The 20530-nt window shown below is 55.9% G+C and carries 17 protein-coding genes and 2 tRNA genes; 12 read left to right on the top strand and 7 right to left on the bottom strand.

The window, feature by feature from the left end; genetic code table 11:
* Nucleotides 1-5 precede the first annotated feature (5 nt).
* Nucleotides 6-1214 carry a hypothetical protein gene (locus H7A51_10220; protein ID MCP5536591.1) on the bottom strand — a complete coding sequence of 403 codons (1209 nt, stop codon included), beginning with the start codon at nt 1212-1214 and terminating at the stop codon, nt 6-8.
* A 319-nt stretch (nt 1215-1533) separates the two neighbouring features.
* Complete coding sequence (locus tag H7A51_10215) at nt 1534-2220, bottom strand: hypothetical protein (protein MCP5536590.1); 687 nt, start codon at nt 2218-2220, stop codon at nt 1534-1536.
* 253 nt (nt 2221-2473) lie between these two features.
* On the opposite strand from H7A51_10215, the gene H7A51_10210 reads away from it, so the two are divergent.
* Genes H7A51_10210 through H7A51_10195 form a run of 4 tightly spaced genes read left to right on the top strand, consistent with a single transcriptional unit; the run spans nt 2474 to nt 6643 of the window.
* Complete coding sequence (locus H7A51_10210) at nt 2474-3127, top strand: sigma-70 family RNA polymerase sigma factor (protein MCP5536589.1); 654 nt, start codon at nt 2474-2476, stop codon at nt 3125-3127.
* Complete coding sequence (locus tag H7A51_10205; GenBank protein MCP5536588.1) at nt 3117-5708, top strand: SUMF1/EgtB/PvdO family nonheme iron enzyme; 2592 nt, start codon at nt 3117-3119, stop codon at nt 5706-5708. Before H7A51_10210 ends, H7A51_10205 begins: the two co-directional genes overlap by 11 nt.
* A 29-nt stretch (nt 5709-5737) precedes the next feature.
* Nucleotides 5738-6154 carry an OsmC family protein gene (locus tag H7A51_10200; GenBank protein MCP5536587.1) on the top strand — a complete coding sequence of 139 codons (417 nt, stop codon included), beginning with the start codon at nt 5738-5740 and terminating at the stop codon, nt 6152-6154.
* 18 nt (nt 6155-6172) lie between these two features.
* The gene (locus H7A51_10195) at nt 6173-6643 is read left to right on the top strand and encodes a DUF4157 domain-containing protein (protein MCP5536586.1); all 471 of its coding nucleotides are present in this window, start codon (nt 6173-6175) and stop codon (nt 6641-6643) included.
* On the opposite strand, the gene H7A51_10190 is transcribed toward H7A51_10195, so the two are convergent.
* Nucleotides 6627-7370, bottom strand: coding sequence for an alpha/beta hydrolase (locus tag H7A51_10190; protein ID MCP5536585.1), 744 nt, complete (start codon nt 7368-7370; stop codon nt 6627-6629). The genes H7A51_10195 and H7A51_10190 overlap by 17 nt on opposite strands.
* Nucleotides 7371-7669: 299 nt before the next feature.
* Between H7A51_10190 and H7A51_10185 the strand changes: the two genes are divergently transcribed.
* On the top strand, nt 7670-8965 hold the full coding sequence (locus tag H7A51_10185; protein ID MCP5536584.1) for a hypothetical protein: 1296 nt from the start codon (nt 7670-7672) through the stop codon (nt 8963-8965).
* A 184-nt stretch (nt 8966-9149) separates the two neighbouring features.
* On the opposite strand, the gene H7A51_10180 is transcribed toward H7A51_10185, so the two are convergent.
* The 3 genes from H7A51_10180 to H7A51_10170 form a co-directional block, all read right to left on the bottom strand.
* A tRNA-Pro gene (locus H7A51_10180) sits at nt 9150-9226 on the bottom strand.
* Between the two features lie 69 nt (nt 9227-9295).
* Nucleotides 9296-9372 (bottom strand) — tRNA-Arg (locus tag H7A51_10175).
* Nucleotides 9373-9479: 107 nt separating this feature from the next.
* Complete coding sequence (locus H7A51_10170) at nt 9480-10643, bottom strand: KamA family radical SAM protein (protein ID MCP5536583.1); 1164 nt, start codon at nt 10641-10643, stop codon at nt 9480-9482.
* Between the two features lie 214 nt (nt 10644-10857).
* Between H7A51_10170 and H7A51_10165 the strand changes: the two genes are divergently transcribed.
* Entirely contained in the window at nt 10858-11433 is a 576-nt protein-coding gene (locus H7A51_10165; GenBank protein ID MCP5536582.1) for a hypothetical protein, read from the top strand.
* Nucleotides 11434-11957: 524 nt separating this feature from the next.
* Here the strand turns inward: H7A51_10165 and H7A51_10160 are convergent.
* Nucleotides 11958-13364, bottom strand: a complete 1407-nt coding sequence (locus H7A51_10160) for a phosphatidylserine/phosphatidylglycerophosphate/cardiolipin synthase family protein (GenBank protein ID MCP5536581.1) — start codon at nt 13362-13364, stop codon at nt 11958-11960.
* Nucleotides 13365-13550: 186 nt separating this feature from the next.
* On the opposite strand from H7A51_10160, the gene H7A51_10155 reads away from it, so the two are divergent.
* Genes H7A51_10155 through H7A51_10130 form a run of 6 tightly spaced genes read left to right on the top strand, consistent with a single transcriptional unit; the run spans nt 13551 to nt 20404 of the window.
* Nucleotides 13551-14300, top strand: coding sequence for an RDD family protein (locus H7A51_10155; protein ID MCP5536580.1), 750 nt, complete (start codon nt 13551-13553; stop codon nt 14298-14300).
* 13 nt (nt 14301-14313) lie between these two features.
* Nucleotides 14314-15312, top strand: a complete 999-nt coding sequence (locus tag H7A51_10150) for a stage II sporulation protein M (protein ID MCP5536579.1) — start codon at nt 14314-14316, stop codon at nt 15310-15312.
* Complete coding sequence (locus tag H7A51_10145) at nt 15302-16810, top strand: hypothetical protein (GenBank protein ID MCP5536578.1); 1509 nt, start codon at nt 15302-15304, stop codon at nt 16808-16810. The genes H7A51_10150 and H7A51_10145 overlap by 11 nt, the downstream gene beginning before the upstream one ends.
* 2 nt (nt 16811-16812) lie before the next feature.
* Entirely contained in the window at nt 16813-18042 is a 1230-nt protein-coding gene (locus tag H7A51_10140; protein MCP5536577.1) for a DUF4350 domain-containing protein, read from the top strand.
* A gap of 14 nt (nt 18043-18056) precedes the next feature.
* Nucleotides 18057-19085, top strand: a complete 1029-nt coding sequence (locus H7A51_10135) for a MoxR family ATPase (protein ID MCP5536576.1) — start codon at nt 18057-18059, stop codon at nt 19083-19085.
* Nucleotides 19086-19105: 20 nt separating this feature from the next.
* Nucleotides 19106-20404, top strand: a complete 1299-nt coding sequence (locus tag H7A51_10130; protein ID MCP5536575.1) for a DUF58 domain-containing protein — start codon at nt 19106-19108, stop codon at nt 20402-20404.
* Nucleotides 20405-20530: the final 126 nt, after the last annotated feature.

The raw sequence follows: 20530 nt of genomic DNA, 5'->3' as shown, positions 1-20530 counted from the left end.
AAAGGTTAATTCGGGATGGCAGGCGACTGGATTAAAAGGCAGCCTTCCAGCAAGGGTTGGAGGATTTGCAGATGGATGTCGCTTTCCTCCTCGAGGGTTTTGCCAAACCTCTCCTCAGCCTGGCGCAGGGCGTAATCGAGATCCGCGCGCAAAATTGCGTTCGACGCTCCGTGGACGACGGCTGCCAGCACGCAGTGTTTGCCTCTGCGGATCATGAGGGTGCGGTTGTTTTCCCACGTGATGGAGTTCTCGTGCCCCTTGTCTTTATCCGCTGTTTTTGCGGCGATTTTTTTCACGGTGCCCTGCACTTTACTCGGCTTGGCATGGCGTGAGGGGTCATGGCTGGCGTAGGAAATAAGGGATCGGGTCTGGGGGCGGAGCAGGAACACTTCCTCGACCTGATAGCGTTTCGTGTAATCAAAGACAATATCCTCGTAGGTGCGGCTTCCGATCAGGGCGCGCATTTTCCAGGCAAATTTATCCCAGCCCGATACTTCACGGAACGGACTGGCGTCCTCCATTTGCTCGGCAATGGCGCGTCGGACGGTACTGCGCAGCATCGGCTCAAGATAGGTATGGATACCATGGGTGGGGGTGTAGAGAAACTTATCGACACTGGGCTCGATGATAGGGCGCAGTGCCTCTTTCAGGTCTTGATCCGTGTATACGGGGCGTTTCGAACCGCCGGCGGGCTCTGCTGCCTCAGCAGGATCTTGCCGGTTGCTCACCGTGTCTGGCTTTGTAGTCGCCTTTTTCTCAAGCGGCCCGGAAGCGGCGGGCTCGGCGAAAGGGATAGGGCCATCTGGTTCTCCCGGTGTGGGTACAGGTTCTGCTGCTGAAGCGGTCGCCTCTACAGCCGGGATGAGTTGATCTCTAACAAGCGGTATGGAGACCTTGGGAGGGTCCATCGTCGGCATGGCTGCCAGGGTCTCTTTTCCGGCCCTGGAAGGCCGGTCCATCGCTTGTTCGGGAGGGGCCGTTTCCGGAAGATGCGGGATATTCAAGGAGGCTTGTGGGTGGCTTCCTTGATGGCTTGCAAGACCGAAGATGGCGGGTTCCGATGGCAGGGCGTCTATGTTGGATTCTAGATGACGGGAGGGCAGGGGCACCGGACCAGGAGTCTCGTCAATAGGGATTGAGAGATCCAGAGGGGGAGGTTTTTCCCCGAAGAGATCATCGAACCCCTCCATCGCAAGAGCTGCTTTGCTGGCCATGGCTCCCAGGGAGGGGAGCTCGGGAAGCGGTTCTTTGGCTTCCGCTTTGCTGGGGGGGGGTGTCGAAGCCTCTGGAAAAGAGGGTACCGATTGGAATTGTGAACTCCATCGTTTCCGGAGTGTCGAAAGGTCAGGTATCGAAAGGCCGGATGTCGGTATGGACGCCGGTAAGGTCCCGGACTTTGAACCGGACCATTCTCCTGATGTATCTCCCATGGATCCCGGGGGCATGGGGTTGATTGACTTGGAGGACACGGAAAGGGGGTGTTAGGTTGACCAAGGAAGTAGATGAAAACCCAGCGGGTGACCCATGTGGTGATCAGGAAGTATAATCATCTGTGGGCATGGCAAAGACATCCAGGCTACTCAAATTGGGAGGGCTGGGGTTGGTTCCTTGAAAGCTCGATGAGATGGGTTGGGTTGCCGGTGGAACTGCGTCTCCCATGGCTGCGCTGGCAATACGGGCGAGGCGGGTGGTCAGCTCCTGCCGGTCCACCTTGTCTTCTGCAAGCGTCGAAATCTGGCCGTCCATACGGTTTTTCCACTGCTGGATTTCACGATGCATGTGCTCCATGATTTGACGTGAATGCGCATCGATCCGGGAAGCCATTTCCGAGCTGAGATTTTCAATTTGCTTGGAAATATTCTCGTTGCGCCCGGTTTCAACGTTAACCAGCTGCTGGGTCGTTTGGTCCATACGGGCAGCGGCCGCGTCGATTTTTTTCGCGAGATCATTGATCTGTTGTCCGCGGGTCACCGTTTCCTGTTGTAATTGCTGGCGGATGTGGGCGGTGATTGACTGGATATTCTCCTGAGCCTTCTGTTGCTGTTGCTCGGCTCTTCTCAGCTGCTCACTCACCTGGCGGCTGACGTCGCTGGTTTGGTTCTGAACCGTGGTTTCCAGTTGCTGGATACGACCGTTGACGAGCTCAATATCGCGCCCGATGAGGATTTCACGTATCCGCTCAACTTGTTCGGCGGGATTAATCTGGTCGGCAGAATTCATGGTTGTTTAGAGGAATAAGGGTGACGTGTAAGGGGGACGGCATGGTGAATTGGCCCGGCAAATTACAGATAATGCATGGAATCTGAAGATTTGCTGAAAAAATTCCTCTGATAGTAGGGTCTAATAGAGGAGCTTGTAAATGGATTTTCACAAGCTTCGCTTTCCTTGATAATTGAGGGGGAAAAAGAAAACATGGTCCGCAGCGATATTTGCTGATGGATTGAGGGCAAACCTATGCTATAGAAACAGCGCAATGGCAGATAATGAAGAGGAAGATGCGAAACTGGCATCGGCGTATGCGCAGACTCGGAAGAGTTTGATCGCCAAATTGGACAATTGGGAGGACCAGCGCACGTGGGACGAATTCTATAAAACCTACTGGAAGCTGATCTACGCCGTTGGCCTGAAAGCCGGTCTGCGGTCGGATGAGGCATTTGATGTCGTGCAGGAAACTATTCTTTCGATCGCCAAGCAGAGTAAGAAAAACATGTATGATCCGGAAAAGGGGTCGTTTAAATCCTGGTTGATGAATATGACGCGCTGGAGGATTAATGATCAATTCAGGAAGCGCAAGAAGGATACAGCCATGAGTATCGGGGAATGGGATGAGGAGGGGCGTAAGACCTCTGTGATTGAGCGTGTGGAGGACCCCCGCAGCGGGACCCTGGAAAGATTGTGGGAAGTCGAGTGGAAAAAAAATCTTGCGGACGCGGCACTGGCGCGGGTGAAGGCCCAGGTATCCCCCAAGCAGTATCAGATTTTCGATTGTTATGTCATTCGCGAATGGGATGCCAACAAGGTGCAGGAACGGCTGGGCGTGAGTATGTCGCAGGTGTATCTGGCGAAGCATCGTGTTGGTAAGATCCTCAAAAAGGAACTGACGAAGCTCAAAGAAGATGCGGGGTAGGGTGCGACCAGAGCCGGTGATCCCGGATCATGAGGTGCTGCGCAAGATTGGCGGCGGCTCCTATGGTGAGGTGTGGCTCGCTCGGGGTGTCACCGGGGCAATGCGTGCGGTCAAGCTCGTGCGCCGTGAAGACTTCGAGGATGAAGTCGGTTTTGAACGCGAGTTCGAGGGGATCCTCAAATACGAACCCATTTCACGCGACCATCCCGGTCTGGTCAATATCCTGCACGTCGGGCGCAGTGAGGATAAAGACGAGGGGGAGTTCTATTACTACGTCATGGAACTCGGTGAGGATATCAACTCCGGGCACACGATCAATGCCGTGGAGTATGAGCCGCGTAATCTGCGCACCGATTTGAAGAAAGCCGGCGGTAAACCGATTGACCCGGATATCGTCATAGACGTCGGCTTGCGGCTTGCCGAGGCTCTTGCCCACTTGCATGGGAAAGGGCTCGCCCACCGTGATGTCAAGCCATCTAACATTATTTTTGTTGATGGCAAGGCGAAGCTGGCTGACATTGGACTGGTCGCGGCGCGTGGGCAGAGGACGTTTGTCGGAACGGAAGGCTTCGTCCCCCCGGAAGGCCCCGGCTCAGCCCAGGCGGATGTCTACGGCCTCGGGAAGGTGCTCTACGAGATGGTATCGGGTAAGGACCGGCTTGAATTTCCAGAACTGCCCGACGAACTTCCCGAGGGTACGAGTAAGAAGCGCTGGTTATTGTTAAACCAGGTTATTTGCGATATTTGCGAGCCCCGTGTGTCAAAGCGGACGATCAAGTCGGCGCTGGTCCTTGCGGAAAGCCTGAGGCGTTTGCAGCATGGGAAGCGGGTGAAACGCCGTAGGCGTGGTGCTGCCTTAACGGTTATTCCCGTGGTAGCCTGTTTGTTGTTGGCTGCATGGTTGTTCCGCGACCGTATCCCATGGGCGGGTGATGTGCCCAGTCCGATCGTGGATAACCCCACCGTGCCGGCTGTGCAGTATGGGTTTGTTAAAGTGCTCAGCGATCCCGAGGGAGCGGAGGTCTACGACCACGAAGGGAATTTTCTCGATATAACGCCACTGAAAAACATTCGTATGGAGGCAGGCTCTCACTATGAATTTGAATTTCGCCTTGAGGGCTACCGGACGGAGCGACTGGAAGGAAAAGTCATTGCCAATGAAACCAAGATGGTGGAACAGGTGATGCACATTTACGCTCCTCCCGTGGCTGGGCAGGAGTGGGTGGATAATTTCGGTGTGCACTACCAGCCGATGGACGGCTATCATATCAGCGCCGGATATGTTAGAGATTACCAGTGGAGGAGGTTTGAAAAGGAAACGGGGAAAAAACGGCGGGCTGAAATCATCCAGCACAGCGAGAGTGGCGTGAATCGCCGGATTGTTCTCGTTAGACCTGAACAGGCCATGGACTACTGTGAGTGGCAGAGTAAGAAGGCCCTTGATGAAGGGTATCTCAATGAAATACAATATATCTCCCCGCAGATAGCGAATCACTTTGACTCGCCGGGTATGAGCCCACTGGCGAAAAAGGAGAATCTACGGCCCTTCCAATGCCTGGTCAAAGATATCCCGTTTGCCCACCTCGAGGTACATAGTGAGCCAGATGGAGCGATCGTGCAAATTGACGGTGAGTACATGGGAACGACGCCTCTCTATCTAGGTCGGGTGAAGCCAGGGCTGATGGAGCTCAGTATATTGTTAGAGGGCTACCGCAGGGACACCCGTTCGCTGGAGCTCAAGGACCGGGCTAACGAAAAAGTAAGTGTTAATCTCCAAAGGGATAATAGTGTGGTGTTCGGGAAAAAATGGACCAACAGTCTACAGATGGAATTCGTGCCGGTAGGTGATGATTTGTTAGTGTCGGCTTGGGAAACACGTGTGTGCGATTATCAAACATACATCAAGGAGGCGAAGGCGAAGGGCAATCCCTCCCCGGGGTTCAAGCAAGGGCCGACGCATCCCGTGCTCAATGTCTCGCGTGACGATGCCCAGGCATTCTGCCAATGGCTGACCAAACGGGAAAGGGTGTTGGAGAGGATATCCGAGGATGTGAGTTACCGTCTGCTGACCGACCTTGAGTGGAGCCTTGTGGCCGGACTCGAGGATGAGCCTGACCAGACACCGGCGAAGAGGGAAATCCGGATTGAGAAGATATTCCCCTGGGGGCGTGTCTGGCCCCCTGAGGATGCGGGTTTCCTGGTTGGCAATCTGGCCGACAATGCCGCGGCCCAGGCGCCCGATGTCCGGCGTGACAGGACGCTTTTTGATTACAACGACGGGTTTGAAAAAACCTCACCCGTGGGGTCGTTTCCGCCCAATGCTCTGGGTGTCTATGATCTTACCGGCAATGCTTATGAATGGGTCTCGGACGACTATACCGAAGACAGCGAGTACGGTGTGCTGCGCGGTGGAAGTTGGCGCAGCCACCTCAAAGAGCATCTTTATGTCACCAACCGGAATGCAGTAAGACCGACCAAGACCAGCAACCTTTATGGTTTTCGTGTCGCCCTGGCAAAAAACAAAAAAATCATTATTTCCGATAGCGAAGAAGAACCCGAAAACTTCGAAGACACACCCTAGGGCGTGATTCGAAACAACCCCACCATACGATGGTAAAAATAGAAATAAACTACGAGGGAGACCTCCACTGTAACAACATCCACGTCCCGTCAAAAAGCCACTTTGCCACGGATGCACCCGTCGATAACAACGGCCGCGGTGAGTCGTTTTCCCCCACCGACCTGCTGGCGACGGCTCTCGGTAGCTGCATGGCAACGATCATGGGCATGGTCGCAGACCGTAAGGGGATCGACCTCAGGGGGATGAGGATTACCGTGGGCAAACACATGTCGGCCACCCCGCCTCGCCGGGTTTCCCGACTGGATGTCCGTATTGAGATGCCTCTGTCCGGCATGCATCCCGAGCGAAAGATGTTGGAGAGCGCGGCTCTCAGTTGTCCCGTCCATCAAAGTATCCATCCTGAGATTGAGGTGCCCATTGACTGGTGCTGGCAGGACAGTGAGTAAGCCTGTCAGGGGGTGGCAATGCGTTCGCTGTTATATCGTATCGTCGCATGGATGTTGGCGTGTGTTTCCGCTCCATGGGTAATCCATCACCAGCGCATCATCCGGCGTGATGGTCGCGCCCTGTCTGTGGGTGAGCGGGAAATAGCCGGTCAGCTCGGAGTCGAGCTGATCGATGACACCTATGTGCTGGCGGTTGACGTCGTGCCCAACCCACTGCGGTACTTGTCGGCCATTTTGGAAAAACGCAGCAAGGCCTGTATCTCAGGAGTGGATGGGATTACCCTGGGGCACGGAATCTATGTCGCCCGCCGGGTGGCTGACGCAACCGGACTCATGGCCCATGAACTGGTGCATGTGCTCCAGTACGAGCGGGCGGGTTCGGTGTGGCGGTTTATGGTCGAGTACATCCACCAATGTTTGATGCACGGCTACTATCATGCGGCGTGGGAAATCGAGGCACGGGAGCAGTCAGCTAGGCTACTGCGGTGATTCTCTCGGCAAATTTCACCAAGTGCGTGGCGCATTCTTGCGGACAACGTTGGAACAGAAGGTGTGGCGATTCGATCCAGTGTGCGCTTGCGTCCGGATAACATGCTTCCAGCGTTCTTTGTGCTTCCCAGGGGATCAGGTTGTCACTGCTCGCCTGAAGGATCAGCATGGGTAGCCCGCCGATGCTCGGGTTGTCCAGCTCCTGAAGCTCAAGGATGGTCCGCACCCGTTTACTGAGGGTTGCCGAGGGGATCGACTGGACAACAGCCTGGAGCTTCTCGACTTCGGCTTCCCCGGCATCGTCACCGATGAGGAAATGGAGCAGTGCCTTGCGCGGTGGTTTGACCATAAACAGGGGACGCAGTGGCAGCAGTGCAATCCCTGGGTTGAGGGGCGTATCACAGAACGTGGCCGCCAGGACAATACCCGCAACCTCATCCAGTCGCCGGCTTGCAAAGCGAATGGCCAGTGGACCGGAAAACGATTCCCCGATGATGATCCGCTTTTTTCCTTTCGGGAGCACAGGCAGTTCCTCCTCCAGCCAGTCGCATAACGTATGGTAGTCCTGTTTCCCCGAAGAGGGGAGATTGACGAACTCGGCTTGAATATCGTCGGGAAGGCAATCGCGCAGGGCACCATACAACTCATCCGTGCCATGAAGGCCGGGCAGGAATGTCCAGATCACCAGTGCGGTGTCCTGAGCTGCTTGGACGGAGTGAGCACCCATGGTCTGGGATCATTACCGACGGATGAAGCAATGTCGACCATGAATCGCAGGCACCACAAAAAGATCAAAGCACCACCCCGAGGGATTCGAATCCTCATGGGTGTACCGGGGATTTGGGGCTGGTGGAATTCGCGATAGCGTGGCGATACTGCGGTTGTGCACTTCTGGCCTTGCTTGGCAAAAACCCAGACTGAACAACTAAAAATGAATGTCCATGCAAACAAGATGGGGGTATACGAATACTAGCCATGCAAAGCGGGGTCGACCGTCGCTGGGCAGATTACCATCCCACAAAACCCATGAACCTATCCACTTGTTCCAGTCTTGGTTTGGCCTTGATCGGTTCGGTCACGCTACTCAGCGCGGCCGAGCCCCATCGCGTCAGTATGAAGCAGACGGCTGAAGGTGCTTGGCAACTGGAATACGATGGCAAACCCTTTTTCGTACGCGGCGCGGGCGGTCAGCAGCATCTGGATGTCTTGGTGGAGTCGGGAGGCAACATGATCCGCACCTGGGGGATCGAGTCGCTCGTAGAAAAAGTTGACGGCAAGACGCTGGTGGACAGGGCACGGAGCCATAAGTTGCTGATCGCCGCCGGAATATGGGTTGAGCATGAACGGCATGGTTTTGATTACGGGGATCAGCGGCGCGTTACGCAACAACGTGAAAAAATCCGCAAGGATGTCGCCAGGTGGAAACACGAGCCTACCATCGGATTCTGGGGGCTCGGTAACGAGATGGAAGGTCCGATGAGTGACGGCAAGGGTATACAGATTTGGAAGGAACTCGAGGAGTTGGCAAAAATCGTCAAAAAAGAAGACCCCTCACGCCTTATCATGACGGTCATTGCGGGGGCGTCGGCCGACAAAGTGAAAGGTATCAAAACCCACTGTCCAAGCATTGATATCATCGGCATCAATGCCTACGCCGCTGCCTCCGGATCGGGTCAAGCGGTGAAACAGGCAGGATGGGAAAAGCCGTTTATCCTCAGTGAGTTCGGACCGATGGGGCATTGGGAGGTGGCCCAGACCGCTTGGAAAGCGCCGATCGAACCCAGTAGTCGACAGAAAGCCGCCAAGTACTATGCCGTCCATCAGCATGTGGTGGAGGCATCCGGGGGCTTGTGTGTGGGGTCGTTTGCCTTTCTCTGGGGACAGAAGCAGGAGCGGACATCGACATGGTATGGTATGTTTCTCAAGTCGGGGGAAAAACTGCCCCCCGTGGATGCGATGGCAAAAGCCTGGACCGGAAAGTGGCCCAAAAACCGGTGCCCCCGTGTTGAGTTGTTTAGCTCGACTGCCGAGCAGAAAACCGTCGATCCCGGTTCGACCGTACACGTAGCGATGAAGGCGAGTGACCACGAAGGGGCGGCATTAAGCTATGAATGGAAAATCGCCGGGGAGTCGACCGACCACAAGGCAGGTGGTGACGCCGAGGCCGTACCACCTGAAACTCCAATCAAGGTCAGTTCGACTGGTGACGGGCGTTGGCACTTCAAGGCGCCTGCGAAAGCCGGGGAATACCGGTTGTTTCTTGTCGTCCGGGACGGTCATGGAGCGGCAAGCGCCGAGAATTTTCCATTCCGCGTGCGCTAAGGGCAACAAACCGGGGTGACAGGATTGACCTCGCCCGCTCGGTCTGTGCCAGGATGCGGAAATCCTCCTCCGGATTTCCGATTGGAGGGATCGCGTGATACACGCACTGCGTTCTCATCCTTAAAGACCTACCTCACGCGTAAAGTACATGGTGGCCGTGCCACCCGAAGCTTCATGCGAAGGGTGGTCGGGGTGACAGGATTCGAACCTGCGACCTCTTCGTCCCGAACGAAGCGCGCTACCAAGCTGCGCTACACCCCGAGATAGTGCCCCGTCAGCTTCGTGGCGGTATGGGGGCGGTGAAAAATGGGAGAACAACGCGGGAAAAAATGGTACACCCGAAGGGATTCGAACCCCTGGCCTCCTGATTCGTAGTCAGGCGCTCTATCCAGCTGAGCTACGGGTGCACTGTTTGTCGCCAATTGGCGCGGGCGCAAAAAGCCATAAACTGGCATCAAGGTCAAGCCATCGCGTAAAAAAACAGGTATTTTTTCACAATTGTCATGCACGGAAGCTAGTCCAGGCCTTGGAGAGGACTCGAAACTGGTGCCTGGTCGGGGTAATAGAACTGTTTTCCCTCGTAGTTGCGAAGCGTGATGCCCCCGTCGCTGTGTTTGACGACGTAGTCAGGATTGATGGGGATTTTCCCACCGCCACCGGGGCCGTCGATGACATACTGGGGAATGGCGTAGCCACTGGTATGGCCACGCAGCCCTTCGATAATCTCGATGCCCTTTTCGATACTGGTTCTCAAGTGTGCCGAGCCTTGGATCAGGTCGCATTGGTAGAGGTAGTATGGGCGTACGCGACACATCAGCAGCTTGTGCACGAGTTCTTTCTGCACCTCCACGCTGTCGTTGACACCGTTCAAGAGCACCGACTGGTTACCCATCGGGATACCGGCATCGGCGAGCCGGCCGAGGGCGTCGCGGACTTCGGTGGTCAACTCCTTGGGGTGGTTTGAGTGGATGGAAATAAAGAGCGGATGGTATTTCCTGAGCATATCACAGAGCGCGGGGGTGATTCGCTGGGGCAGGAAAATGGGGATGCGTGTCCCGATGCGGATGTATTGAATATGTGGGATGGCGTGCAGGCGGGAGAGGATTTTTTCGAGCCGGGCATCGGAGAAAAGCAGGGCGTCGCCCCCGGAAATCAGCACATCGCGGACGCCTGGCGTATGTTCCAGGTATTCGAAGGCGGCTTCCCATTGGGTCTCGAGTTTTTGTTCCGACACACCTGACACCACCCGGCTCCGGGTGCAGTAGCGACAGTAGGCGGCGCAGCGGTCGGTCACAAGAAACAGGACCCGGTCCGGGTAGCGGTGCACGAGTCCGGGCACGGGCATGTGGCTGTCCTCGCCACAGGGATCGCTCATTTCCAGCGGGTCGGTCAGCGTTTCCTCGATGCGCGGGATCATCTGGCGGCGGATCGGGCAGTGCGGATCGGTTTTATCAATCAGGTTGAAAAAGTGGGGTGTGATCGCCATGGCCAGCTTGTTGCCGGAGAGTAATACCCCTGCACGCTCCTCCTCGGTGAGCTCAAGATGTTGTTCAAGCACGGCGAGGGAGGTAATCCGGTTCTTGAGCTGCCATTTCGCATCATCCCAGTCGGCGGGACTCTGGTCAGGCCAGTCACCGGGGGCGTGGGATTGGAACTTGATGGTTGGTATGTCTGACATCTTCGCTGAGTTTAGGGGCAAATCCCTGTTTGTCAAAAATAGTCACCTAACAATGTCATGCGGATGGCTTGATAAATCCGGTGGATTTCTACATTTGAGGTTTGGAGTTTGAAAATATGGATCTAGGATGTCCCCGATGTTTTCCGAAGCTCTGCGCGATATTTCCCGACCAAGCTGCCTTGGTATCATCGGTGAATTGAAACGTTCCGGTGGATTGGCGATACCCGATCTGGCGAAGCTGCTCGATATGAGCTACATGGGGGTCAAGCAGCACTGCATCAGGCTTGAGGAGCAAGGTTATCTCAAGGTGTGGCGGGTCCCCAGGGTCCAGGTGGGTCGACCTCAAAAGCTCTACAAGCTGACCAGCAAGTGTGACCCTCTTTTCCCCAGCGGTGGCGTGGAACTCGTCCTGGCGCTGCTCGAGGGGGTGAAGGCGACCTTTGGTGAGACGGCACCGGAAAAGCTGCTCTATCACTACTTTGAAAAACAACGCGACGAGTGGTTGAAGTCGGTTAGGTTCGGGAAATCACTGGTGGAAAAAGCCACCCGCTTCGCAGACGCGAGGGTGAAGTCGGGGCACTTCTGCCACTGTCATTACTCGGCGGAGTCCGGATTCACCATCGAGGAGTATCACCATCCCTTACACGCAATTTTCAAACGTTATCCAGGGCTTTTGTTGATGGAAACCAGAATGATCGAGCAGGCGCTGGGAACCCGGGTGACGCGGACAGAACAAAAAGGCAGCCATGGAGTGAAATGCACCATCTATCAAATCAACACCCTGGGGTAATGCCACCCGGGTGGTGGTGCTTTTGCAGCTTATCGAGACAAACCATATTTTTCACCTTGCTTAACCGTTGGTTTTTTCGGCGGGAAGCTGTGAAGAGGTGGATGTTCCGGCTTCATTGAGATTCATGTTCTGTGACCGGTTGTACGGGTTTTCCAGGGAGGCAAGCGGCTTGGGTTATCCTTTGTTTTTCAAGGGTTTCCAGAATGTCTGGTGAAAGACGGGTTGCTGGAAAACAAGGCAACATCAATAATTGGGAGGTGTGTACAGGCCGACAAGCACTGATAACTAGGAGAATTTAACCAAGTAAAAAGAGCTATCGCAGGTGGGCTTCACAGTTAAAGTGGCGACGAAGTATTTCCTGCGCGGTCACTGCAGTTTCGATCCCGATTCCCGGTGACCCGCCAACCGGCAGCGCATCGGTTTTCATTTTACTTAGTTGTTTGATAGCACCCCGTTGCCCGTACATGGCGGCGGGGTGTTTTCATGACCGGCCCGGAGCTTCCCCATGATGCCGGGGTGGCCGGTTACAACTGGTCCGCAACAAACTCAAGCGGCGAGCCCCCCCAGTGCTCCACGTCTTTCAGGGTCAGGCGCTTCGATTTTCTGAAGTCTTTGAAAAACAACTCCCTCAGCAGCCGGTCAACGCTGTCCTTGTCGGAAAACGCGATGTTCAGCTCACCATTGATCCACAGGCTGAGAGCGTCAAGATTGGCCGAGCCAACACAGGCCCAGTCGTCGACAACAACCGCCTTGGTGTGCGAGGACGACGGATACAACCAGACTTTCGCCCCGACCTTGATCAGATCGTAGGCGCATGACCTGTTATTGGTATTGAGCAGGTTGTTATCGTTTTTTTCCGGGAAAATCATCCTGACGTCGACTCCGCGTTTTCGGGCCTTCACCAGCTCACGCATTAATTCGTCGGAGGTCATATAGGAAACATGGAGAAAGATTCTCCTTTTACTCACTTTGATGGCGGTGATCAGGGCGTCATTGATCTGGGAGTTCGATGCGGTCGTCCTCAGCATGCGGATGGGGATTTCCCCCTTGCGCAGCGTGGTGCGGTATGGCTGGGCCCGCCGGTGAAACGGATACGCCCAATCGCCTAACGGCCCCTGGAGATGCCATGCCTTGTTAAAGCCGTTTTGCATCGCGGTGACGATGGGCCCCTTCACCCTGACCATCATATCGTGCCACTCATATTGGTATTCCCGGCCAATATTCATCCCGCCCAGATAGGCCTCCTTGCCGTCCACAATGATGAGTTTGGTGTGATCGGAAATGAGCCAGGGGTTACGTGAAATCCTCACCTTGACGTTACCATCCTTGCGCAGGTAGGCGATCATTGACGCTGGCGGAGGGTAGGCGGAGGCCATCCTGGTGACGGGTTCTATCCACCAGCTGGCTACCGAGCCCAGGTAATCCATCATCACCCGGCAGCGGATGGTGCTGGATTTCCTTTTCAATAGGTCGGCGTGGGCTGCCGCGACGTCATCATTATCAAATGAAAAAATCTGGGTATCGACGTACTTGGTCGCCGCTCCGACGGACCGGTGCAGCTCGGTGTAAAACGAGCCGTCGATGAAGTAGTCGACTTTTCCAGGGATCGGCTTGGGAAACTTTTCTGCGTCGAGTGCTTGTTCGACGGTGAGTGATGAATCGACCTCTGGCTCGGCCCGGGGCAGGTGCCGCAACCAGTGGTCAGCTGCGATCCGGCTCCGGCTTTTGAGGGTGCAAAGGCCCTTATAGGTGCTGGAGATGGGGTTTTTAACAACGGTGACGGCAGTGCCTGTGATAAGGATCCGCTGGACGGCTTCGGTGGTCATGGCCACCGGGCGGATGCGGTGTCGTGCCTTCCAGCTTCCTGTGCCGAGGATGCCGCATGAGGTTGTTGATAGACACATTATCAGGGATGTGGTCTGCCATTTCATGTCTATGTTTTTAAACGGAATGTGTATTGTTGGAAAGCCTTGGTTTGGTGGAATGGGTAGGAAGCAAGATTCTTTCAACGAGCAGGGATTCCCGCTTTACCTGCTGGGTATCATCGCTAAAGTGGGCAGGTCAGACCTTTCATTCAACCATTCCGGGGTGTTTTCCTTGTTAGGGTTGTTTTTCCGATGATGCCCACGACCACAACCAGCACGAACGGACGCCAAGAACCACGACTCGATACCCTGCAGAGCATTGAGCTTGCCGAGGGTGTGGAGATCCATCTCCGTATGGCTGGCCCCTATGTGCGTGTCCTGGCGTATTTGTTGGATTTGCTGATCCGCGGAGGTATTGTGCTGCTTGGCGCGATTGTGCTTTCAATCGGTGAACTGATCATCGGCGGGAACGTATCGGCGGGGCTCTCGATGCTGATGATGTTTTTTGTGATGTTTTTTTATTACATCGTCTTCGAAGCCGGGAAACGTGGGGCGTCGCCCGGAAAAAGGGTCATGGGCTTGCGGGTGGTCGATACCTCGGGTGCCCCGATTTCATTCGGCCAGGCCTTTTTAAGGAATATGCTGCGTTTCGCGGACGGGATGCCGGTTTTCAGTTATGGCTTCGGCTTGCTGAGCACCTTGCTGACGCAGCGTTTCCAGCGCTTGGGGGATTTGTTAGCCAATACCGTGGTGGTGTATGACCGACTGCCTAACATGCACATGGCGACTCTGCCGCCGGTGATGCATTCGGTAGCACCCGGGGTTCCCCTTTCACGCGAGGAGCAGGCTGCCTTGGCCGGGTTCCAGGAACGCGGCGGTATGTGGTCGGAGGCCCGCCGGATTGAGCTGGCGGACCACGCCAAGGAACTAACAGGAGCCAAAGGGCAGGAGGGGATGACGCGGCTGCTCGGAATGGCGCATTGGCTGGGGGAGAAACACTAGGGGAGACAGGAGGATGCAGGGAAAGGAATTTGAACAGAGAAACGCATCCCGTTGGGGGGAGTATGAGCAGACCGTCAATGCTTTGGAGAAAAATGTCCAGGGCCTGGATGTCTCGCGACTTCCGAAGATGTTCCGAGAGATTTGCACCGACCTCGCCCTGGCCCGGCACCGGATGTATGGCATGCCGATGAATGAGCGTCTCAACGTGCTCGTCATCCGTGGGCACAAGCTGATCCACCGCCGGGCTGGTGGTACCTGGGGGAGGTTGCTGCGTTTTGTCGCGGTTGATTTTCCTGTCGCAGTGCGGGCGGAGTGGAGGCTGCTGATCGTGGCTACGCTGAGCTTCGTCCTGCCACTGGCAGGGGTCGCGCTGGCTGGGTTTTACTGGCCGGATTTTTCCTGGGTCGAGGCGGTGTTAGGGCCTGAGATGATGTCCCAGCTCGATATGATGTATGGCAGCGAGGAGGACCAGATCGCCAACCTGCGAGAAGAATACGGCTCGAACTTCATGATGTTTTGCCACTATATCTGGAACAACATCGGGATTGATTTCCGGATTTTCGCGGGCGGGATACTGGCTTGTCTCGGCAGTCTTTTTTTCCTGGTTTACAACGGGGTGTTTTTTGGCGCGGTGATCGCCTATATCCATGTGGCATGCAGTAAGGAGGCTTTTTATACCTTTGTGGCGGGTCACTCGTCCTTCGAGTTGATTGCCATGGTCATCGCCGGTATGGCCGGACTGCGGATAGGTCTGGGGGTGCTCCATCCCGGCAGAAAAACCATCGGACGGTCGCTGATGGATGCGGGGAAAAAATCGCTCCCCTTGATTTACGGTGCCGCCTTGATGACCTTCGTGGCTGCTGCGATCGAAGGTTTTTGGTCGGCCCGCGCACTTGCGCCGATGGTAAAATACACAACGGGCATCAGCCTGTGGGTGCTGGTCATTCTCTACCTTGCGTTTTCCGGGCGCAGGGTTGGCAAACGGATGGAAAGGAACCACGATGCGGCTTGAGGACGTAACAGCTGAAATCCGCCCGCGCGTGCCCTGGGAGTCGATCGATCTTGGCTGCGCCCTGGCTCGTCGGCATATTGGAGCGCTTTGGAAAAGCTGGTTGGTGACCGTGGTGCCGCTGTGGATTTTGTTAGCCTTGTTATTACGGAATCACCCGGTGTGGTTTATGCTCGTTAGCTGGTGGCTGAAGCCACTTTATGACCGGGTGCCACTCCTGGTGGTCAGCAGGGCATTGTTTGGTGCGGTGCCCAGTGTGCTGGAGGTGTTAAAAGCATGGCCACGGTTGCTGGTGCGCCGACTGTGGTTTGCCCTGGTGGTCGGTCGCTTTTCTCCCGCCCGCGGGTTGAGTATGCCTGTGTCTGAGCTCGAAGGACTCCGTCGTGACGCCTACCGGCAACGGGTGAATCTGCTGGAAAGAAACGGTGGTGAGGGCGCAACGATGGCGACCTTGGCCGGGTTGTTGTTAGAGCAGGTGGCGGCCTTTGGGATGGTGATGTTGGTTTTCATGATGGTGCCCGCTAATGTCAGCGAGCAATGGTGGCGCAGTATCGGGGACTTTTTTGACTACAGTGAGTTTGAGGAAGTTTCGATGAGTATGCTGTGGGTGCTTGCGGTGGTTCGCTTGCTTTCCTTCACCCTGATGGAGCCGTTCTATGTGGCGGCCGGGTTTGCGCTTTATATCAATAGTCGGACCTTGACCGAAGGCTGGGATATCGAGCTTGCCTTCAAAAGGCTTGGGAGCCGATTGGAGAACATGCGCAATGGCGCCGGTGTGATGGTCATGGTTTTGTTAGCCGTGTGTGGGAGCTTATTGGCCAGTGCCCCCACGGCATCGGCCCGTGATGCTGGTGCCAGGACCGGATTGCACGAGGGCTCAGCCCAAAAAGAAATCAAGGAAGTACTCGATAGTGAGGACTTCACCGTCCATTACCGGGTCGAGGATGTGCCTGTGGAGAAATCCAGTGCATCATCGTCCAGTAGTGGGGGCTCGGGGGGCGTCGGCATGCCGGCGGCATTTGGAAATTTGATTTTTATCGTGGTTCTGGCGGCTGTGGTTGCCGGCTTGGTTTATCTGATATACGCCAATCGCCACGTGTTCACTTCAGAGGGATTGGCGGCCCAGAAGGACCGAGGCCCCAAGACCCGTGAGGTGATGGGGATGACGATCACCCCGGAATCACTGCCCGACGACGTGGTGTCCGCAGCCCGCAAAGCCTGGCGCGACGGCCAACATCAGCTGGCACTCAGCTATCTCTATCGGGGATCGATCACCTGGCTGGTGCACCGTGCCGATGTGCCGATTATTGAAAGCGATACCGAAGCGGATTGCCTGCGCCATGTCCAGGCCATGCAGGACGAACGGGTGACACCGTATTTTTCCAACCTGACCAACTCCTGGATCGGGATGGCGTATGGAAAACAAAAACCGGACGATCACGCCATGGAGCATCTCTGTGACAGCTGGCCGTTTCATGGCATGGAGAGGAGGGCCCGATGAGTATGATGCCCACACTCCACAGGCTGCTAGGCGGCTTGCTGATCGGGCTGTTTCTGGTCTCATCCGTTTCCTGTCAGAAAACAGTCAAGAAACGCCGCACCATAGGCTATAAGGGGGAAGCGAGGGGCAATGCCTTTCTGGCCGCCCAACGGATGCTGCAGAACCTGGGCAAGGAGGTTGTTTCCCAGCGTAGCATCGGCGATCTCAACTACGGGACATCCACGCTCTTTCTCTCACCATCATCGCTTAATACCGAGGGGCGGATGAAGCGTATTCTTCGATGGGTTGACAATGGGGGGCACCTGGTGGTCATGCTGGCCTCGGGTGAGAAACGGGGGAATGATTTCAGTCGATACCACGATGTCTCGAGTAGTTCCCTGGAAGACGGCACACCAGGTTTGGACTACTTACTCGAGGAATTGCATGTGGAGTTGGTTGACTGGGATCACCGGCCGACTGCAGGGAGTGGCGCTAAGCTCGATCGCGATGATTGGGAGGCGATGGCGGAGGAGGACCGGGCTTTGTTAGGGGCTGAGAAAGTAGATTATTCCCTGGGGGGGAGAAAAATGACGATTCATCACTGGTCGGACAAGGGGCTGGAGTATGATGCACGATTTAACAGTGAGTATGGCACGGGATCTAACATGAAGACCGATAAACATCGCTATCTGAGTATGTTTTACGGGCGGGGTAGGGTCAGTTTATTGACCGATGCCAGTCCGCTGCGCAATCGGTACATTGGCTACGGCGATCACGCCCGTTTTGTCTCGGAGCTCGTCAATCTGTCGCGTGAGGGAACGATTGTTTTTACAGACGGAGGCGGAGACAATTTCTTTACCATGGTGTGGCGGTATTTCTGGATGGCGGTGATTGGGTTGGCGGCCGTGATCACTTTCTGGTTATGGAAAAACCTACCACGCTTTGGCCCGCCCCAAGATCTGCCTAAGAGTGAAGTAAGGGAGTTTTCCGGTCAGGTGCGGGGAATCGGGCGCTTTCTCTGGCGTCATAAACGAGACGACACCATGCTGGCCTCCCTGCGCGGGACAGTGAGCCGCCGACTCTCCCTGGGTGCCGATGGCAATCACGAGGGGGTCTTTGAACAACTTGCCGAGCGCACGGGTCTGCCTGTCGAATCAATTATCGAAGCCATGACCAGAAACCAGGTCCGAGAACCCGGTGTGATGGTGCGTGTGGTCAAGAACCTGCAGCATATTTTGAAAACAATTAACTAACAAAAAATAGAATAATGAACGAATACCAACACCCCTATGACGCTGCGAGCGAGCAGGCTGAGGATACCCAGGCCGAGGTGGCACCTCAGGGAGGGCATGCCGCGGCACTCTGTCAACAAATCTACTCCGAGCTGCGCAAAGTGTTTTTTGGCCAGGACCAGGTCGTTAGCCAGGTCCTTGCCGCCCTGCTGGCCGGTGGGCATGTGCTGCTCGAAGGCAAACCCGGCCTGGGTAAAACCCACCTGGTGATCGCGTTGGCAAACACCTTTGGCGGACAGTTTGGTCGGATCCAGTTTACTCCCGACCTGATGCCCTCGGATGTCACGGGGTTCACCTTGTTTGACATGAAAAGCCAGACTTTCCAGATGCGCCGCGGACCGGTCTTTACCAACCTTCTGCTCGCCGACGAAATCAACCGGGCACCGGCAAAAACCCAGGCGGCGTTGTTAGAAGTAATGCAGGAACAGCAGGTGACGATCGATGGTGAAAGCATCAAGCTAGAGCCTCCGTTTATGACACTGGCAACACAGAACCCCATCGAACAGGAGGGCACCTATCCTCTTCCCGAAGCCCAGCTCGACCGGTTTATCATGAAGGTGGTGATCGATTATCCGGACCAGACCAGCGAAGAACAGGTGGTCGGGCAGGTGACAACCCGCGCGTCGGCCAAGGGGCTTGATGCACGGGCCGTGGCACAGGTTTGTGCGCAGCAGGAGATCCTGCAAGCGCAGCAGGAGTGTGCCGCCATCCGTGCCGTGCCGGAAGTGGTGCGCTATGCCGTCAATATCTGCCGTGCCACCCGCGAGGCCCAGGGGATCAGCCTCGGTGCTGGAACCCGTGGTGCGATCAGCCTGATTCAGGTGGGTAAGGCATACGCCCTGATGAATGGTCGTGATTTTGTCACTCCGGATGATGTCAAATCCGCCGCGCTCCCCGTCCTCCGCCACCGCGTCCAGCTCGCCCCGGAACTCGCTATCAGCGGGCAGAATATCGATGACGCCGTAGCTGCTATCGTCCATTCCGTCGAAGCACCGAGAATTTAACAACTGGCAATTATCCGGCCATGCAGCCAACCTCTAACATCGTCCTGATCGCCGGGTGCTGGACCGTGCTCGGTTTTGGAGCCAGTTTGATTCCTTCCATGGAAACCTACTGGCTCTGGGGCGGGGCGGTTGCCATGGTGTTCATCTTTGTCGACTTTATCGCCGGGGCGATGCTGAAGGCACCCAGCGTGGAGCGTCATTTGCCAGGGCGGTTTGCTATTGGGATTGAACAACTGGTGCCTATCACGCTGCGCAATCAGGCGACGACTTCAGTGCGTGTCCTTTGCTACGATGGGATTCCAGGTGATGCTGTTAGCAAAGAGATGCCGTGGCGGGGAAGGATCAGGTCGAGGGGATTTACCAAGGTCGAATACCCCGTCACTATTTCCGAGCGTGGCTTAAAGGAGTTTGCCCCGGCACACTTGCGGGTTTTTTCCCCCCTTGGTTTGTGGTCAAAAAAATGCCGTGGTGGAGAAGCGCAAACCACACGTGTGTATCCGAACTATGAGCCTGTGCTGCGTTATGCCCTGTTGGCGATGGATAACCGCGCCGACCAGATGGGGATTGTCAAAAAAAACCGCAAGGGGATCAGTCGGGAGTTTCACCAGCTGCGCGATTACCAGCTCGGTGATATGCTTTCGCAGGTTGACTGGAAAGCCACCTCGAAACGCCTTTCCCTGGTAAGCCGTGAATATCAGGAGCAGCGCGACCAGACGGTGATCCTGGCGGTGGATTGCGGGAGGCGGATGCGTGCTTTGGATGGCGGTGTGCCCCAGTTTGACCACTGTCTCAATGCGATGCTGTTACTCGCCTACACGGCGCTTCGTCAGGGCGATCATGTGGGCATTCTAGGCGTCGGCGGATCTGACCGATGGCTGGCTCCGGTGAAAGGTGTCCAGTCGATGACCACCATTCTCAATCACCTTTACGATTATGAAACCACGGCGTCACCCAGTGATTTCACCGAGGCGGCCCAACGCCTGATGACCCGACAGCAACGTCGGGCACTCGTCGTGCTGCTCAGTAACGTCCGCGGTGAGGACGGCCACCAGTTGATCGAGCCACTGCGCATGATCCGCAGGCGCCACGTCACCATTCTGGCCAACCTGCGCGAGCAATCGGTGGTGCAGCGGATGGCGTCACCCGCACGGACACTCGATGAGGCACTCGAAGTGGGGGCGACATCGATCTATCTCGAGGAAAGAGACCGCATACTCGGCGAGCTGCGGGCGCACGGCGTGTATACCGTGGATACACTGGCGAAGGAATTACCGGTGGCAATGGCGAATGCCTATCTGAGTGCGCGGGAGATGGTTTGATTGGTTGGAAGTATTCAGGTTGAAGACGGGTGACGGGTGACGGGTAACGTTACGCCCCGACGGGGCAACTCTAACGTAGCCCAGGGCAACGCCCTGGGTGTCAAGGTCCAGCAGTATTTATGAGCC

The sequence above is a fragment of the Akkermansiaceae bacterium genome (assembly GCA_024233115.1).
In the GTDB taxonomy this organism is placed as follows: Bacteria; Verrucomicrobiota; Verrucomicrobiia; order Verrucomicrobiales; family Akkermansiaceae; genus Oceaniferula.
Note: the sequence above shows the minus strand (reverse complement) of the source record. Positions and strands in the feature narration are given on the sequence as shown.

Bases quoted from the DNA above. Each gene is read 5' to 3' on its own strand.
- H7A51_10220 (MCP5536591.1), bottom strand. From the start codon at position 1,214: ATGGCCAGCAAAGCAGCTCTTGCGATGGAGGGGTTCGATGATCTCTTC.
- H7A51_10215 (MCP5536590.1), bottom strand. From the start codon at position 2,220: ATGAATTCTGCCGACCAGATTAATCCCGCCGAACAAGTTGAGCGGATA.
- H7A51_10210 (MCP5536589.1), top strand. From the start codon at position 2,474: ATGGCAGATAATGAAGAGGAAGATGCGAAACTGGCATCGGCGTATGCG.
- H7A51_10205 (MCP5536588.1), top strand. From the start codon at position 3,117: ATGCGGGGTAGGGTGCGACCAGAGCCGGTGATCCCGGATCATGAGGTG.
- H7A51_10200 (MCP5536587.1), top strand. From the start codon at position 5,738: ATGGTAAAAATAGAAATAAACTACGAGGGAGACCTCCACTGTAACAAC.
- H7A51_10195 (MCP5536586.1), top strand. From the start codon at position 6,173: ATGCGTTCGCTGTTATATCGTATCGTCGCATGGATGTTGGCGTGTGTT.
- H7A51_10190 (MCP5536585.1), bottom strand. From the start codon at position 7,370: ATGGGTGCTCACTCCGTCCAAGCAGCTCAGGACACCGCACTGGTGATC.
- H7A51_10185 (MCP5536584.1), top strand. From the start codon at position 7,670: ATGAACCTATCCACTTGTTCCAGTCTTGGTTTGGCCTTGATCGGTTCG.
- H7A51_10170 (MCP5536583.1), bottom strand. From the start codon at position 10,643: ATGTCAGACATACCAACCATCAAGTTCCAATCCCACGCCCCCGGTGAC.
- H7A51_10160 (MCP5536581.1), bottom strand. From the start codon at position 13,364: ATGAAATGGCAGACCACATCCCTGATAATGTGTCTATCAACAACCTCA.
- H7A51_10155 (MCP5536580.1), top strand. From the start codon at position 13,551: ATGATGCCCACGACCACAACCAGCACGAACGGACGCCAAGAACCACGA.
- H7A51_10150 (MCP5536579.1), top strand. From the start codon at position 14,314: ATGCAGGGAAAGGAATTTGAACAGAGAAACGCATCCCGTTGGGGGGAG.
- H7A51_10145 (MCP5536578.1), top strand. From the start codon at position 15,302: ATGCGGCTTGAGGACGTAACAGCTGAAATCCGCCCGCGCGTGCCCTGG.
- H7A51_10140 (MCP5536577.1), top strand. From the start codon at position 16,813: ATGATGCCCACACTCCACAGGCTGCTAGGCGGCTTGCTGATCGGGCTG.
- H7A51_10135 (MCP5536576.1), top strand. From the start codon at position 18,057: ATGAACGAATACCAACACCCCTATGACGCTGCGAGCGAGCAGGCTGAG.
- H7A51_10130 (MCP5536575.1), top strand. From the start codon at position 19,106: ATGCAGCCAACCTCTAACATCGTCCTGATCGCCGGGTGCTGGACCGTG.